Annotated in this window: 21 protein-coding genes; 1 reads left to right on the forward strand and 20 read right to left on the reverse strand. The window is 46.2% G+C overall.

The annotated features are described in order from the left end of the window. Nucleotides 1-164: 164 nt before the first annotated feature. The 20 genes from Q0200_RS06490 to mqnP all read right to left on the reverse strand — a co-directional run bounded on the left by Q0200_RS06490 (nucleotide 165) and on the right by mqnP (nucleotide 14,301). Entirely contained in the window at nucleotides 165-1,103 is a 939-nt protein-coding gene (locus Q0200_RS06490) for an FAD-dependent oxidoreductase (RefSeq protein ID WP_297939223.1), read from the reverse strand. An 11-nt stretch (nucleotides 1,104-1,114) separates the two neighbouring features. After that, complete coding sequence (locus Q0200_RS06495) at nucleotides 1,115-1,564, reverse strand: hypothetical protein (RefSeq protein ID WP_297939225.1); 450 nt, start codon at nucleotides 1,562-1,564, stop codon at nucleotides 1,115-1,117. Further along, nucleotides 1,564-1,878, reverse strand: coding sequence for a thioredoxin (gene trxA, locus Q0200_RS06500; protein WP_295147737.1), 315 nt, complete (start codon nucleotides 1,876-1,878; stop codon nucleotides 1,564-1,566). Before trxA ends, Q0200_RS06495 begins: the two co-directional genes overlap by 1 nt. A gap of 70 nt (nucleotides 1,879-1,948) precedes the next feature. Beyond that, nucleotides 1,949-2,287: a YraN family protein gene (locus Q0200_RS06505; RefSeq protein WP_297939229.1), complete on the reverse strand. Its 339-nt coding sequence runs from the start codon at nucleotides 2,285-2,287 to the stop codon at nucleotides 1,949-1,951. 3 nt (nucleotides 2,288-2,290) lie between these two features. Then, nucleotides 2,291-3,553 carry a homoserine dehydrogenase gene (locus tag Q0200_RS06510; protein ID WP_297939232.1) on the reverse strand — a complete coding sequence of 421 codons (1,263 nt, stop codon included), beginning with the start codon at nucleotides 3,551-3,553 and terminating at the stop codon, nucleotides 2,291-2,293. Beyond that, nucleotides 3,550-4,758 carry an LL-diaminopimelate aminotransferase gene (locus Q0200_RS06515; RefSeq protein ID WP_297939234.1) on the reverse strand — a complete coding sequence of 403 codons (1,209 nt, stop codon included), beginning with the start codon at nucleotides 4,756-4,758 and terminating at the stop codon, nucleotides 3,550-3,552. The genes Q0200_RS06510 and Q0200_RS06515 overlap by 4 nt, the downstream gene beginning before the upstream one ends. 10 nt (nucleotides 4,759-4,768) lie before the next feature. Then, a complete protein-coding gene (locus tag Q0200_RS06520) occupies nucleotides 4,769-5,566 on the reverse strand; it encodes a hypothetical protein (protein ID WP_297939237.1) in 798 nt (265 codons plus the stop codon). Further along, on the reverse strand, nucleotides 5,560-6,585 hold the full coding sequence (locus tag Q0200_RS06525) for a phosphatidylglycerophosphate synthase (protein ID WP_297939240.1): 1,026 nt from the start codon (nucleotides 6,583-6,585) through the stop codon (nucleotides 5,560-5,562). Before Q0200_RS06525 ends, Q0200_RS06520 begins: the two co-directional genes overlap by 7 nt. Then, on the reverse strand, nucleotides 6,578-7,258 hold the full coding sequence (rlmB, locus tag Q0200_RS06530) for a 23S rRNA (guanosine(2251)-2'-O)-methyltransferase RlmB (protein ID WP_297939242.1): 681 nt from the start codon (nucleotides 7,256-7,258) through the stop codon (nucleotides 6,578-6,580). Before rlmB ends, Q0200_RS06525 begins: the two co-directional genes overlap by 8 nt. Before the next feature lie 82 nt (nucleotides 7,259-7,340). Next, a complete protein-coding gene (rsmI, locus tag Q0200_RS06535; protein WP_297939245.1) occupies nucleotides 7,341-8,153 on the reverse strand; it encodes a 16S rRNA (cytidine(1402)-2'-O)-methyltransferase in 813 nt (270 codons plus the stop codon). 4 nt (nucleotides 8,154-8,157) lie between these two features. Further along, a complete protein-coding gene (gene rpmE, locus Q0200_RS06540) occupies nucleotides 8,158-8,358 on the reverse strand; it encodes a 50S ribosomal protein L31 (RefSeq protein WP_002947184.1) in 201 nt (66 codons plus the stop codon). A gap of 83 nt (nucleotides 8,359-8,441) precedes the next feature. After that, the gene (locus Q0200_RS06545; RefSeq protein WP_297939249.1) at nucleotides 8,442-9,098 is read right to left on the reverse strand and encodes a 16S rRNA (uracil(1498)-N(3))-methyltransferase; all 657 of its coding nucleotides are present in this window, start codon (nucleotides 9,096-9,098) and stop codon (nucleotides 8,442-8,444) included. Further along, nucleotides 9,095-9,508, reverse strand: coding sequence for a hypothetical protein (locus Q0200_RS06550; RefSeq protein ID WP_297939252.1), 414 nt, complete (start codon nucleotides 9,506-9,508; stop codon nucleotides 9,095-9,097). Before Q0200_RS06550 ends, Q0200_RS06545 begins: the two co-directional genes overlap by 4 nt. Beyond that, a complete protein-coding gene (locus Q0200_RS06555) occupies nucleotides 9,505-9,687 on the reverse strand; it encodes a hypothetical protein (protein ID WP_122872841.1) in 183 nt (60 codons plus the stop codon). The genes Q0200_RS06550 and Q0200_RS06555 overlap by 4 nt, the downstream gene beginning before the upstream one ends. Before the next feature lie 5 nt (nucleotides 9,688-9,692). Continuing rightward, nucleotides 9,693-10,274, reverse strand: a complete 582-nt coding sequence (locus Q0200_RS06560) for a 6-carboxytetrahydropterin synthase (protein ID WP_297939256.1) — start codon at nucleotides 10,272-10,274, stop codon at nucleotides 9,693-9,695. 61 nt (nucleotides 10,275-10,335) lie between these two features. Further along, on the reverse strand, nucleotides 10,336-11,100 hold the full coding sequence (locus Q0200_RS06565) for a 7-carboxy-7-deazaguanine synthase QueE (RefSeq protein ID WP_297939259.1): 765 nt from the start codon (nucleotides 11,098-11,100) through the stop codon (nucleotides 10,336-10,338). A gap of 205 nt (nucleotides 11,101-11,305) precedes the next feature. Then, nucleotides 11,306-12,274 carry a GTP 3',8-cyclase MoaA gene (moaA, locus tag Q0200_RS06570; RefSeq protein ID WP_297939261.1) on the reverse strand — a complete coding sequence of 323 codons (969 nt, stop codon included), beginning with the start codon at nucleotides 12,272-12,274 and terminating at the stop codon, nucleotides 11,306-11,308. Between the two features lie 140 nt (nucleotides 12,275-12,414). Beyond that, complete coding sequence (locus tag Q0200_RS06575) at nucleotides 12,415-12,927, reverse strand: hypothetical protein (RefSeq protein WP_297939264.1); 513 nt, start codon at nucleotides 12,925-12,927, stop codon at nucleotides 12,415-12,417. Beyond that, nucleotides 12,920-13,438, reverse strand: a complete 519-nt coding sequence (locus tag Q0200_RS06580; protein ID WP_297939266.1) for a hypothetical protein — start codon at nucleotides 13,436-13,438, stop codon at nucleotides 12,920-12,922. The genes Q0200_RS06575 and Q0200_RS06580 overlap by 8 nt, the downstream gene beginning before the upstream one ends. Next, a complete protein-coding gene (gene mqnP / locus Q0200_RS06585; RefSeq protein WP_297939268.1) occupies nucleotides 13,435-14,301 on the reverse strand; it encodes a menaquinone biosynthesis prenyltransferase MqnP in 867 nt (288 codons plus the stop codon). The genes Q0200_RS06580 and mqnP overlap by 4 nt, the downstream gene beginning before the upstream one ends. 90 nt (nucleotides 14,302-14,391) lie before the next feature. On the opposite strand from mqnP, the gene miaA reads away from it, so the two are divergent. Continuing rightward, complete coding sequence (gene miaA, locus Q0200_RS06590) at nucleotides 14,392-15,282, forward strand: tRNA (adenosine(37)-N6)-dimethylallyltransferase MiaA (protein WP_297939270.1); 891 nt, start codon at nucleotides 14,392-14,394, stop codon at nucleotides 15,280-15,282. Nucleotides 15,283-15,309: the final 27 nt, after the last annotated feature.

Raw genomic sequence — 15,309 nt, forward strand, 5'->3', positions numbered from 1 at the left:
ATCTTAGCCAAAGGGCGGTTAAATTTGAGTGAATTTGGGGTGGGGATTTGAAAAATGCGGGGAAATTTATATCAAGGCAAATTCGGCTAAATTCGATAAATTTGGGAAAAATTTGAAGTAAAAGAAAAAATTTAGCCGAAAAACTCGGCTAAATTTGAGAAATCTTAGTGTAAGCTCTCGATGTAGCTAAGTGCGCTAAGGGCCGCTACCGCGCCGTCTCCTGCGGCTACGATGACTTGCTTTGGCGCGTCTTTTCTGATGTCGCCCGCGGCAAATAGTCCCGGCACGCTAGTTTGCATCTTTAGATCGACGCTCACTTGACCGCCCGCTTCGGTTTGGCATACGAATTCGCCATTTTCTTGGCGGAGGACGTCGTTGTTTACGTTAAGTCCGACAAATACGAAAATGCCCGGCACTTTTAGGTCGCGCTCGCCATCTTTCGTGTTTATGATGAGGCCTGCAAGACCTGCTTTGTCGCCGTAGGCCTGCTTGATCGTGGCGCTCGTGATAAACTCGATTTTGGCGTTAGCGCGAGCCTTTTCTAGCGTGACGGGAGCGGCGCGAAACTCGTCTCTGCGGTGGATGATGTAGACGCGCGAGCAGATTTTGGCTAAATACAGGGCCTCCTCGATCGCCGTGTCGCCGCCGCCTAGAACCGCGACTTCTTTGTTTTTATAGAAAAATCCGTCGCAGGTCGCGCAGGTGCTCACGCCTCTGCCGAAAAACTCGTCCTCGCCCGCAAAGCCCGCGCGGCGCGGAGTAGAGCCGGTGGCTACGATGACTGCTTTGGCCTGCTCTTCTTTGCCGCCTTCAAGCTTGACCGTGAAGCTGCCGTCTGAATTTTTTACCACGCGCTCAACGCCCGCCATCTCGTGCTTTAGGCCAAAATGCGTGCACTGCGCGACCCACGTACTCATGAAGTCGATGCCACTCTCGCCGGGCGCTTTTTGACCGGGATAGTTTTCTATCTCCGAGCTGCTCGTAATCTGGCCGCCGGGCATTCCTTTTTCAAACATTACGACGTTTTTTAGTCCGCCGCGAGTGGCGTAAAGGCCTGCGCTAAGTCCTGCAGGACCGCCTCCGATTATTGCTAAATCTAACATATTTCTTCCTTTTAAATTTTATTTATTTTTGAATCTTGTTTATAAACGCCACCCTTTTGCGCCTTTAGCTCCACGCTAGCGGGCAAAGACGTGATATTTAGGACGTTCATCAGCTTTAAAATCGTATTTATATCCGAAGCGACGAAATTTATATTTCCCTCGCTGGGCGCGCGTTTTTGGAGCAAGTCCACGGCGACGATTTTTAAATCCTTAGTCGAAGTTTTTAAAATTTCTCTCCAGTTTGATTGGTTGGAGCTAAAAACCACGAGTAAAAATTTATCGTCTTGCGGTGCGAAAATTTGAGCCTGCTCGTAAAAAACCAGCTCGTTAAAATTTACGAATTTATACTGCGAAAATCTGTAATTATTGTAAGCAAATACGCCTGCTACCAGCGCTGCACCGATAAAAGACGCAAAAACGGAGGTGAGAGGAAGCAGGCTTCCTCCTCGTCTAAAAACCATTAAAGCAGCGAATTTAGCTTATCGGATAGGACTTGCTTGGATTGCGCGCCTACTAGCTGATCGACTAGCTCTCCGTTTTTGAAAAACAAAATCGTAGGGATCGAGCGGATGCCGAATTCTACGGCTAGATCTTGCACCTCGTCGGTGTTTACTTTGCAAATTTTAGCTTTGCCCTCAAACTCCTCAGCTAGCTCGTCGATGACCGGAGCAAGCATACGGCAAGGTCCGCACCAAGGCGCCCAAAAATCTACTAGCGCAACGCCCTCTTTAGCGACGTCGAAATTCGCAGTTGTTAGTTCTATGTATTTTCCCATTTTATTCTCCTTTTTAAAGATAGTTGTAATTATACACGAAAGTATTTAAATTTTTGCTAAATAAGAATTTTTATAAACTAATATTTTCTATCCACTTTACTTCGCCCTTTTTTATCGCGATCAAATCGACCTGAAAATCGGCATTTGCGCTGTTTTGCAGCAGATAAAAATCGATAGTTTTTAAAATTTTATTAAATTTAGTGGGCATGAGGCGATACTCTGCCTCGTAGTCGCCCTGCGTAGCTTTGATTTCAACGAAGCGCAAAATGCCGTCTTTTTTAGCGATGACGTCGATCTCACCAAATTTGGAGCTAAAATTTCTAGCGAGTATCTCGCAGCCGTTTTTTAGCAAAAACTCGCAAGCCAGATCCTCCGAGCTCTTGCCGAAAAGATACGCCTTAAGTCCCAAATTTTACTCTTCTATCCTCATCATAAAAGGTTTTTCTTTTACGAACTCTTGCTCTTGCAAAATTTCCATAGTGCGCCTCACGTCCTTTTCCACGCTCGTGTGCGTTGTGAAAAATAGCGTCGCATACGGACTTTCGTCCTTTGGTTTTTGCAGCAGGCTATCGATAGAGAGGTTGTTTTCGCTCATTAAATTCGTGATTTTAGCTAGCACGCCGACCTTATCCTCGACCCTGAGTCTAAAATAATATTTCGTGCGAATTTCGCTCGGATCTAAAAGCTCAAGCGCGTTTAGCTCAAACGGCGCTTTGTAGCCTAGCATCGGAGATTTGCCGTCTCTGGCGATATCGATGAGATCGCTGATAACCGAGCTAGCCGTCGCAGGACCGCCCGCGCCCGGACCGTAAAACATCGTCTCGCCGACCGCGTCGCCCACTACGCTTACCGCATTTGTCACACCGTCGGTTTTGGCTATCATTTTATCTTTTGGTACGAGTGCGGGATGTACTCGCAGCTCGACTTTGTCGCCGGTTTTTTTGGCGATGGCGAGCAGTTTGATAACGTACTCAAAGTCGTTGGCGAAAAATATATCCTCGGGCGTGATGCCTTCGATGCCTTCTATCAGGATGTCCTCAGGGTTACCGTGCACGCCGTATGCGATACTGGCTAGGATCAGTAGCTTATGCGCCGCGTCAAAGCCGCCTACGTCAAAGGTCGGGTCGGCTTCGGCGTAGCCTAGCTCTTGTGCTTTTTTTAGCGCGTCCGCGAAATTTGACCCCTTGCTCATCATCGAGGTTAAGATATAGTTGCTCGTACCGTTTAAAATCCCGTTGATGCTTAGGATGTGGTTTGCGCTAAGGCCCTCGCGAAGGGCTCTGATGATAGGTATGCCGCCCGCGACGCTAGCCTCGAATCCAAACGGAGTATTTTGCGCCAAATTTTGCAAGGCGTAGCGGTGATAGGCGAGTAGCGCTTTGTTTGCCGTTACGACGGCTTTTTTGCGCTCTAAAATTTTGCTAACGACCCTAAAGGGCTCCTCGACGCCGCCCATAAGCTCGACGAAAACGTCGATATCGTCGCGCTTTATGACGCTATCTATATCGTCCGTGAGAGGGATGGCGACGTCTCTTTTTTTGCTTAAATTTCTAACGACGCCGATGAGGGGAACTATCTCCTCGCCGCATCTTGCCGCGATCAGTTTTTTGTTTTGGAGTAAAATTTTAGCTACGGCTTCTCCGACCGTGCCGACGCCTAAAATGGCTATATTCATGCAAATTCTTTCAGATATTTTTTGACGTTTCGCGCCGCTTGGCGGATGCGATTTTCGTTTTCGATGAGAGCAAGGCGCACGTAGTCGTTGCCTCCCTCCCCAAAACCGATGCCGGGGCTCACCGCGACGCTTGCTTTGGTAAGCAGCTGTTTAGAAAACTCGAGGCTACCGATGTTTCCGACTTGCGGTGGGATTTTTGCCCAGATAAACATACTCGAGCTTGGCTTATGCATCTCCCAGCCTGCGCTTGCAAAGGCTTCTAGCATCACGTCGCGGCGTTTTTCGTAAATTTGACGGATCTCCTCGACGCAGCTTTGATCGCCGTCTAGCGCGACGGTAGCTGAGACTTGGATCGGGGTAAACATGCCGTAATCGATCCATGATTTTATCTTTTTAAGAGCGGCGCAAAGTCGCTTGTTTCCGCATAAAAATCCGACGCGCCAGCCGGCCATATTGTAGCTTTTTGATAACGTATAGCACTCGACTGCGACGTCTTTTGCACCTTCTACTTCAAATATGCTCGGCGTCTTGTAGCCGTCAAAAGTAAGGTCTGCGTAGGCGATATCCGAGATTACGTAAAAGCGCTCTTGTTTACTCATCGCCACTAATCGCTCGTAGAAGCTTTTTTGCACGGTTACGGTAGTTGGATTGTGCGGGAAATTTACGACGACGTATTTAGGTTTCGGCGAGCTTGAGCGAATAGTGTGAAGTAGGTCTTCGAAAAATTTATTTTCGTCAAGCTCAAATTTGTCGTTGTACTTTAGCGGCATCTTCGCCACGCTACCGCCCGCGAACAAAAACGCCTGCGTGTGGATCGGATATGCAGGATCGGGCACTACGGCGACGTCGCCTGGGTTTATCACGGCTTGGGCTAGGTGTACGAAGCCCTCTTTGCTGCCCATAACAGCGACGGCTTCGGTGTCGGGGTCTAAATTTACGCCGTATTTGCGCTTGTACCAGTTACAGATGGCTAGGCGCAGTTTGTATATGCCTGCGCTCGCCGAGTAGCCGTGGGTTTTGTCTTTTTGCGCGCTTTCGCAGAGCTTATCGACGATGTGCTGAGGCGTGCGACCCTCCGGGTTTCCCATCGAAAAGTCGATGATATCTTCGCCCGCTCGGCGCGCGGCCATTTTTATGGCGTTTACCTCGGCAAATACGTAGTTTGGAAGTCGTTCTATAGTATTAAATCTAATCTCGTCAAACATAAATTTCTCCTTACTCCAGGTAGATTTTGAGTCCCCGTTTGATATTTTCTAGACTGACCGCGTCGTCGATCATTATATATTTTGCATTTTGAGGGAGCGAGACTTTTAGGCTATTTACGGGCTTGCTAGTTTGCTTTTCGTCAAGCAAATTTAAATTTTTATCCAAAATTCTCACGACGGCGGACCAACGATCCTCCGAGCTAGAGCTTATCGTCGCGCTTTTTGCGCCGCTAACGTCGATGAGATAGGGCTCTAGCGGCTTTGAGAGCTGAACTTCTTGCGAAAACTGCACCGGAGTTTGGTTTATAGAGGAATTTGACGCGTCGATGACGTACTCGTAGGATAGCTCGCTGGGTCTATTTATGTCCGTTATCTCGGTGCCGCTTTCTTTAAGCGCGGCGTAGAGTGAGCCTGGATCTGGGATAAATTTGGTATCGATCGTCACGCCCCAAAGAGCGCCGCCGGCGTTAGAAAATTCGCTCGTTAGGATATTGTTGTAGCCTAGTCCGTTTAGGGCGTCTTTTGCGATCTTCATGATAAGCAGCGGGTTGTTTTGGCGCGAGATAAATTTGATATCTACCTTGACGTTTTGCTTGTAGGATAGACGCAGGAGCGAATTTGACTTTAAAACGTTTGAAATTTTAGCGATATCGGGCTTGCCGTTTGCGTTTAGATATGCCGAGCCGTCGCCAAAGAGCTGAGTCGCTTTTGCGCTATTTTGACCGAGCAGGCCACCTGCTATATCCACCACGCTACCAGCAAGGCAAAAGACCGCGCTAACGGCTAAAATTACGAGTTTTTTTACCACGATTTGCCCTTATTTAGAGCTAGAAATTCGTCGTATGTTAGCGGAGTAACTTTATCTTTTTCTACCAAAAATCGCTTTGGATTATCGCCGCTAAATTTGATGTTTTGATCGCCGATTTCTAAATTTATCTCTCCGTGTCCGGTGACGATGAGTTGTTTTTTGCCTATCTCGATAGAAACGGCATTTGAAGCATTTTGCGATCGTTTTTTATTGTCGTCCAAATTTATCACGCCGAGCCAAACTTTTCTGCGCGGAACGACTTTTATCTCGCTTAGTCCGTTTAGTTGGTATACATCGCCGCTTTTGGGCGTTACTTGGATTGCGGCAGATGCATTTTCGTCGGTCAAATTTGAAGCCTGTTCATTTTGTAAATTTTTACTGACGTTTTGCTCTGCGGATTTTGATTGCGTGCCCGTAGAAACCGTCACGTTAAACTCGGGCAAAGGTTGCTCTGCTTGGGTAACGGCAAAATTTGAAGCGTTTTCTTCGATTTTGTTTAACTCGTCTTCTTGTTTCGGCGTAGAGGATATGCTTACGGTGATATTTGCATCTTTGATGGAGTCTAAATTTTTAGTCGCCTTTTGTACTACATTCGTATCGGAGTAAGTCACGCTTTTGTTTTTGTCCTCAAAGAAACTCGAGAGGTCGCCGATGTATTTTTGAGGTTCGAAAAAATATATTAAAGCACCGATTGCGCAAATGGTAACGATACCGCCGAGCATACCGCCATAGGACGATTTATCATTTGCGGTATAGGCCGGAATTTTAGGCGATATGGTTATGGTTTTGTGCTTTAACTCGCTCTCGTGCTCGACCATGAACGTCTCGTATTCTCGCATCCACGACGTAAAGTCGATATCCAGCTCGCGTTCTAAAATTTTAATAAAACCTTTAACGTTAAAGCGCGCCAATTTTTCAAAATTTTTATCGGCTATGTAGCCTAAGTATTCTATTTCGATGTGTGTTTTTCTTGCAACTTCGCTAAGTCCTAGCTCTTTTAGTAAACTTATATCATTCATTTATAATCCTATCGCAAAGTATGGCAAACGCAGCCGAGACGTTTAGGCTGTCCCAGTCGTTTTTCATTTTTATTCCTACTATTTCGTCGCTTTTGGCAAGGACTTTTTTGTGCAAGCCTTCGCCCTCGCTACCCATAACGAGCGCGACTTTTTGGTTAAATTTGACCTCATGAGCGTTTTTGCCGCCGCTTGCCGTGGCGTAAATTTTAAATCCGACTTGTTTTAGCTCGTTTAGCAAGCTAAGTCCATCCTCTACGAGAGCGATATTTGCCTCGTAGGCCGCTCCGCTGCTAGCTCGCAGTACGCCTTCCATGGCTAAATTTTTAGCAACGATTATGATGCCTCCGCAGCCGAGTGCATGCGCCGTTCGGACGATGGCGCCGATGTTTCCCACGTCGCTAAGTCCGTATAAGATCGCTATAAAATTTTGTTTTTTTATCTCGTCGATACTCTTAAACTCAAACTCCTCGACCTCGGCCAAAAAACCTTGGTGATTGCCGCCGTGCGCGAGAGCTTGAGCTTTTTGATTATCCACGCGTTTTATCGGCGCGCCGACGCCTACGATCTGCGAAAATAGCGCCTTGTCGCACTCTTTGGCGAGATAGACCGTTTTGACACTTTTTTTATAGTTTTTTATGATGTGCAAAAATAGCTGTTTTCCGTATATTATCATCGCCTGATAATAGCTAAAAATCGGTAAAATTTAGCTAAATTTTCGGATAAATTCGCCGCTTACTTAAGTTTGCGTGCAAGTTTTAGCGCGTGAGTTCGGAGTAAATTTCTTTGGCATTTCTGCCGGTGATTTTGGCTAGGAGTTTGGCCTTGGCTTTGGGCGAAATTTCAAGCTCTAAAATATCGTTTTGAGTGATTTTCTCAAAGGTAAAATTAGGATTTTTTTGCACGACGACGCACCACTCGCCGCTTAGATTTGCCTCTTGTAGCTTTTGTGCGAGTTCGCTTGCCGTGGCTCTAAATTTGGTTTCAAATTTTTTCGTAGCTTCTTTTATGGCAAAGATTTCTCTATCTGGTTCAAGCTTGGCAAAGTCTAAAATAAGTGAAAGTATGCGTTTTGGGCTTTCGTAGATGACTGCGGGAAACGGCGAATTTAGCGCATTTTGCACCGCTGCGGCTCGCTCTTTGCCGTTATTGGGTAAAAATCCTAAAAAGCAAAATTCCTTCTCGCAAAGTCCGCTAGCGACGACGGCCAAAAGCGCGGCGTTTGAACCGCTTAGTACTTCGTATGTGATGTCGTTTTTTATCGCAAAATTTACGAGCTCAGCTCCAGGGTCGCTGATACCGGGCATACCCGCATCGCTTAAAAACGCGACGTTTTTATCAAAAATCTCAAGCTCGATTTTAGATAAAATTTCATCTTCGTTATGCGTGTGTAGCGGGATAAATTTTTGGATATTTATATTTGCGTCAAAACGCGTATTTAGCAGATTTATGAGGGATTTTGCGACTCTAGTATCTTCGCAAAAGAGTACCTCGCATTCGCGCAAAACGCTCAAAGCGCGAAGCGAGATATCGCTTAAATTTCCTATCGGAGTAGGAATGAAATATAACAAAGGATTATTTTAAGTTATATTTTTTCTTAAATTTATCGACGCGGCCCGCGCTATCTACGATCTTTTCGCTGCCCGTGAAAAACGGATGGCACTCTGAGCAGATGTCCACTCTGATCTCGTTTTTGTTTGACTTCGTAGTGAAGGTGTTGCCGCAAGCGCAAGTTACTTTGCACTCAACAAATTCCGGATGAATTTCTTTTTTCATTTTTTGTCCTTTTATCGTCTGATTTTTTAATTTTCATTTAAAGTAAGGCGAGATTATACAAAAAACTTCGTAAAAAATCAAATTTAAATTAAAATTTTAGCCGCTATGCCTAAAATCGCCGTTTGCGAGCGCAAAATATTTTTTGCTCTCAGCCCGTATTTTTTCGCGACGGCTTCTCGCTCGCTCTGGCTAAATCCGCCCTCAGGTCCGATCGCTAAAATTTCCTTGCTCGAATAGCCGTCTAGATTTTCGCCCTCAAAGTCGACAAGAGCGACGTTTGGATAAAATTTGACCAGCTCGTCCAGGCTTTTATAAATTTCAAATTTCATCAAATCGTTTCGTCCGCACTGCTCGCACGAGCTTATCAAAATGCGCTCTAGGCGCAAAAAATCAAGCTTAAAGTTTTTTTGCGAAAATTTGCCGTAAAAAAAGACGATTTTAGCTACACCCATTTCATTTAGGCCAGGCAGCGTTTTTTCGATCGTTTTTGGATCGACGACGGCCCAGGCTAGCGTTAGATCGCTATTTCGTGCTTCCACGTCGTGCGAAAATATCAAATTTAGCTCCGCGCCTCTTTTGTCTAAATTTACGATTTCATAGATGTGGTTTTGTCCGTCGGTCAAATTTCGCACGTCGATGCGCTCGCCTACCTTAGCGCGCCGCGCTTTCAGGTGTAAAAACGCCTCGCCATCAAGCCTAATTTGCTCGTTTTTGACCTCTTTTGAATATAAAAATTTCATCTCACCCCGCTTGCGATAAGTATCAAAACAAAATCTGCCGCGATTTTTAGGCGCATTTTGGCTCTAAAATCGGCAAAATTTTTAGTTATTATCGCCTTTTTTAGCCGCTTAAACTCAATAGCTCCAAGTCCGATAAGCAGCGCCCAAACCGCGATCATCACGAGAGCTTTGAAGCTCGGATAAAAGTAAAAAACGCTCATCAAAAGTAGCCCCGTAAGCATCATTGCGGCCAAAAATGCGTAGTAGGTAGGCAAAAACAGCCTGATGCGTTTAGCGTAGGCTGGCGAATTTATACCGAAATTTATCAGGCAAAAGTGCGCCGCGACTAAGGCCAAAAGCGCAAAGGCAAGCCCGATGTGGATGGAGCGCGCTAGCTCGTAGAGCTCCGAGAGATGCTCGTTAAATTTCATTTTTCGGGCACCGGCTCTGGCGGCATATTTTCGTCGATACTTACGTTTGCGTCGCTCTGCGCGATAGGCACGTCGCTAGGCACGGTGCCCCCTAGATCTAGCGACGCGGGCTCCTTTTTCTCCTCGCAGCCGCTAAAAAACAGCGCCGCCAGCGTCAAAATTGCAAAAATTTTCCTCATTTGCGCTAGACCTCCTTTGGATTTACTATTTTTTTGCCTAGCTTGATCTTCTCAAACAGCTCCGCGTCCTCCCACTCGGCTCTCACGCCCTCGGAGAAGACGATCTCGTTTAAATTTACCTCGCCCATTTTGGCGTTATACGCATCCTTTCTGAAGCACTGCGCGTAGCCCGTGTCGGTCTCGTGGACGATGACGCTGTGAAGCTTCACTTCGCGCTCGCCGTTTTGCATCTGCGTAGTTTTTAAAAGCCTATCGATCATCACGAAAAATATCCTACAAAACTGCTCTGCGGATGGATTTAGCGGGATCTCGATCCAACGCGCAGAGTGCTTTTTGAGATCGTTTTTATACTCGGCACCATCTCCGCTAAATATCGTCGTGCAGTGATCAAAGCTATCGATAATGCAGCCGATACCCTGCTTCATCAGACCAAAATCATACACCATCCCTGCGTTATCGAGAAAATTTGACTCGAGTAAAATTTCAGCCCTGTAAGAGTGCCCGTGGATGCTCGTTTTGCAGCGTTTCGAGCTACAAAATCTAACGATGTGGGCGTTTTCAAATTTAAACATTTTTCTTATTATCATCTTAGCTCCGTTTATTAAATTTTACCTTTTGCGCCGTAAAGTTGGAGGCTAAATTTGCCCCCTAAACCCCTTCTTTCGCGCCCCAAAGCCTGATATGCAGGCGATCGGAGTAGTTAAAGCCCTGCGTGATCGCAAACTGCGCGACGGCTCTAGCGTTTTGCTCGAGGCTTATTTTATCATAACCTTGCGGCATACAAAAAACTTCCGCGTCGCAAAGCTCTAAAATACGCGAAATTTGCGCTATCGCCGAGCCGTTTTCTACGCTTTTTTTATCAAGGACGAATTTATAAAAACTTCCCGCGGCGTTTTGTTTTATCGCTTTTAGCGCGGCGGGATTTATGCGCTTAGCTTCGCTTTCGCCGCTATTTTCGAGCTTGACGCTGACGGCGAAACAGCACTTTTTATAAATTTCAAATTTGGCGAAATCTACCTCGATCGTACCGTTCGTCTCAAAATGCGGCTCGTAGCCCTCGCTAGTTGCAAAGTCTAAAAAATCTAGCAAAATTGGGTTTTTGTGATGTAGTAGCGGTTCGCCGCCCGTGATGACGACGATAGGTTTGCGGCGCAAATTTGCGCTCAAGCTTTGCGTGATTTTTACGAGTTCGTCCGCGCGCGAGATTTTTTGATACGAAAAATGCCTCGTAAAAACCGCGCGGATCGTGTCGCAGCCCACTAGCGTTTCGCCGGTTTTGGGCGAGACGGTTCGCACTCCAAAGCCAGCGCAGTTTAGATTGCAACCCGCAAACCGCAGGAAAATCGCCAAACGGCCGCTACTTGCGCCTTCGCCTTGGATGCTTAAAAAACTCTCGACTAGGTTTAAACTCAAATTTCACCTTTTAAATTTTGGTCGATTATAGCAAAATTTGAAGGGTGGTTTTACGGAGTTAGGCGGATTTTACGTCAAATTTGAGCGGGTTTTGTTAGAAAACGGCGGCAAATTTACGGATAAAAATGTATAAATCAAGCGCGGTTAAATTTGATAAAAAGCGGGCTAAACCTACGCCAAATTTGACGTAAATTTAGCCCTGATTTCAGCCGCCCGTTTGGTAAAAGGCGCGGCTTGAGGTCTCGTTTTGAGCGCCGATAGCCCATTTGTTTTCTTTGGGCTTGTTTTGCAACACTTGTCGCAAGATCTCGCTAGCGCCCGCGATATCGCCCTTTCTAACGGCATCTTTTATACTCATCGCATCCTCGAAATATAAGCACGGGATGAGATGTCCCTCGGCCGTGAGGCGTATGCGGTTGCAGCTCTCGCAAAAGTCGTGTTTGTGCGGGTCGATGATACCAAAAGTATAGCCGTCCTCTAGTCTGTAGATGCTGGCTGGGCCGGTCGGGATCTTTTCGGCCGCTTCAAAGCGATATTTTTTTGCTATAACGTCCAAAATTTCAGCCGATTTCATGCCTTTTAGTTCGTCGTTTGCGTGGATATTTTCCATGTATTCGATGAAGCGAATTTGGCAACCCATAGAGCGCGCAAACTCTAGCAAAGAGACAATCTCATCATCGTTTACGCCTCTTAGCGCGACGGTGTTTAGCTTGACTTTTAACCCGGCTTCAAGCGCAGCGTCAAGGCCCGCTAAAACCTCGTGTAGGACGCTTTTTTGCGCGAGAAATTTAGCCTTTTCGGTTTTTAAGCTATCAAGCGACATATTTATGCGCTTTAAACCCGCGTTTTTTAGGGCTTTTGCGTAGTGTTTGAGCATAAAGCCGTTTGTCGTGATAGCTAGATCGACGTCCGGGCTGTGCTCGTTTATCATCGCGATAAATTTGTCCAAGTCCTTGCGCAGTAGCGGTTCACCGCCCGTTATGCGGATCTTTTTTACGCCTTCGTCTAGGCAGACTTTGACAAATAAAAACAGCTCCTCAAAGCTCAGTAAATTTTCTCTCGGTTCCCAGCTAAACGGAGTTTTAGGCATGCAGTATTTGCATCTAAAGTTGCATCTTTGCGTGACCGAAATACGCAGATAATCAACCGTCCGTCCGTGCCCGTCTATTAACATTTTTCGCCCCTAAATTTTATCAAAACCATCTAATTTTGATTTGGTTAAAAGGCATTATAGGAATTTAAGCTTTAAATTTTTTTAAAATTCGCGTATGAAAATAATGTTATTTTTTTATATTTCGTGCCTGCATTTTAACACTAAATCAGCTCCCGCAGTTTTAGCGTCAGCTCTACCTTGCCAAGTCCCACGCACAGCTCTTTTGCGATGCTTTCGACGCTTTTGCCTTCGCTATACATTTGCACGATGCGCTTTTCGTCGTCCTCGCCGTTTGGAGCGGAGATTTTACTGATGCTTTTGGTGCGCTCTTCAAGTGTAAATAGCCTATCTTGCTGCTGGCTTTGGAAGCTATCTATCGAGCTTTCGATGCCTTGGAGCGTGTTTATTATCGGAGTTATTTTTTGATTGATTTTTTCATTTAAGCGCTGTTCGAGGTTGCTTTCTAGCTGCACTACGTCAAATTCGGCAGGCTCGCTTTGGCTAAAATTTGCAACCTGTTTTTTTACGGCGTGAAGCTCTTGTATTAGGCTTTCGATCGCCTTTTCGTATCTTGAAAATTTCCTTGCCGCCTCTAGATCTTTTATAAAAACCAGCACGAAAAGCACCGTCAAAATCAGCCCGAAAATTACAAATATTATCAAATCGTTACTCATCGTTCATCTCCTTTAGTTCTCTTATCATGGCGCGCTCTCTGGCCGTCACGTAGCCGTTGTAGTCGCTCTCGTCGCTCTCGTTTATGTGCGTGATTTTGGCGGTTTTCTCATCTAGCGCTTCAAAAAATATCGCCACGTCTCGCTTCGGAAAAATGGGCATAAAAATGCGTCCGTAGTACCTGGCGCCATTTTTAAATTTAGCCTCTTTTATCCTAAAATTTTCAAAATTTATCCCGTCTAGCACGCTAGATTGCGCAAGCTCGAGTTTTACGAATTTTTCATTTTTTATGTAGGCGTTTAGCTCGTCAAATTTACGGTGAAGCTCGACAAGCAGCGTTAGTATCACCTGATCGCTTTCTTTCGTGTCGCCCTTTGCTTTGGCGCGCTTTATCCACGCTCCTAACGGATCGTCCTCGTTGCCGCTTAGCTTGTCAAATTCGCGCAAAAACTCGCTCTCGCGGTCGCCGACTTCCTCAAAAACTATGTCTAAATTTGCCGGAACCAGTCTCATAAGCTAACCCAAACAAAAATGAAAAAAAGTATGCCAAGATAGCCGTTTAGCGTGAAAAACGCACGGTCGATCTTGCTAAAATCTCGCCTAACGATGCGGTGTTCGGCCACTAAGATACCCCCGCAGAGCAAAATGCCCACATATGCCGCCGTGCCGAGCCCTCCCGCCCACGCAAAAAGTAGCCAAAAGATCACGGCCGTGGCGTGAAAGATCGCCGAGATAAACATCGTAGCCTTTTCGCCGTAAACGCTAGGGATGCTAAAAAGCCCGTGCTCGCGGTCAAATTCGATATCTTGGAGCGAATAAAGCAGGTCAAATCCCGCCACCCAAAACATCACGCCAAGGCAGAGCAACACGCTAAAAAGCGGTATCTCGCCGGTGACCGCGACGGCTCCGGCGATGGGCGCAAGGCCTAGCGAGAGGCCAAGGACTAAGTGCGCTAGCTCGCTAAAACGTTTAAAAAGTGAATATCCGCCAAGCACGGCTAGGATCGGAAAGCTCAGCCAAAACGCAAGCTCGTTTACGAGATAGGCGACTAGCACGAAGATGACGGCGTTTGCTACGATAAAAATTTGCAAATTCGTCCTGCCGATACGCCCGTCCACGCTCGGTCGATTTGCCGTGCGCGGGTTTAGTTTGTCGATGTCCTCGTCCTTGTAGCGGTTAAAAGCCATCGCGAAATTTCGCGCCGAAACCGCGCAAAGAATGCCCAAAATAAGCAACTTCCAGCCAAACCAAGACGTGCCGTTTACCTGCGCGCTCGCCGTTATCATCGCGGTGAATATAAAAGGCAGCGCGAAAATCGAGTGCTTAAAGACGATCAGTTCGTTAATATCTTTTAAAATATTTATAAATTTTTGCATAATCTTCCTGAAATTTTTGCTTTATTTTATCTTATAAAAGCGTAAATTGTGATAAAATTTGAGCAGATTCACGAATTTTAAGGCATTTTTATGAAAGAACTCGCCATCATCGGCACCACCGCTAGTGGAAAAACGGCGCTCGCGCTAAAGCTTGCAAGCGAATTTAACGGAGTGATTCTGAGTCTTGATTCGCTTTGCGTTTATAAATTTATCGATATCGCAAGCGCTAAACCCAGTGCGGACGAGCTAGCCTTGGTGCCGCATTTTGGGGTAAATTTGCTGATGCCTGACGAGCATTTTGACGTCGGGATGTTTTTTGATGTTTATAAAACGGCTCGCGAATTTGCGCAAAAAAACGGAAAAAATTTATTTATAACCGGTGGCAGCGGATTTTATCTAAAGGCGCTGCTGTCGGGTCTCACGCCTAAATTTGAGCGCGTAGAAAGCGGCCTAAGCAACGCTCAAATTTATGAGCTCGTTTCAAGCCTCGATCCCGAATTTGCCGCCAAATTTAGCGCAAACGATACCTACCGCTTGCAAAAGTGGTTTGATATCTACTCGTTTTTGCGCTCTAGCGGGCGAGACGAGGCCGTGAGCGCGTATCTGCGCGAAAACACTCTAGCTCCCGTCGCGTCAAATTTGGCGATTTTCGAGCTTAGCTGGGATCGTGACGAGCTAAGAGCGCGCATCAAAGAGCGCACGCGAGCAATGTTTGAGCAGGGTTTGCTGGACGAGGCGCGGGAGCTATTTGCTCGGTATCCGCAGCGACCAAAGCCGCTAAACTCGGTCGGTCTAAAAGAGTGCGGCGAGTTTTTGCGAGGCGAGATCAAAACCCAGACCGAGCTGGAGGAGCTCATCTGCACGCATACGGCGCAGCTAGCCAAGCGTCAGCGGACGTTTAATAGATCGCAGTTTGAGAGTAAATTTAGCGGTTCGGTTAAAGGGTGTGAAGGAAAAATAATAGAATTTTTAAAGGGATAAATTTGCAAATTTGGTGGCTCGTCTTTT

It is taken from the genome of uncultured Campylobacter sp. (genome assembly GCF_938045225.1).
In the GTDB taxonomy this organism is placed as follows: Bacteria; Campylobacterota; Campylobacteria; order Campylobacterales; family Campylobacteraceae; genus Campylobacter_A.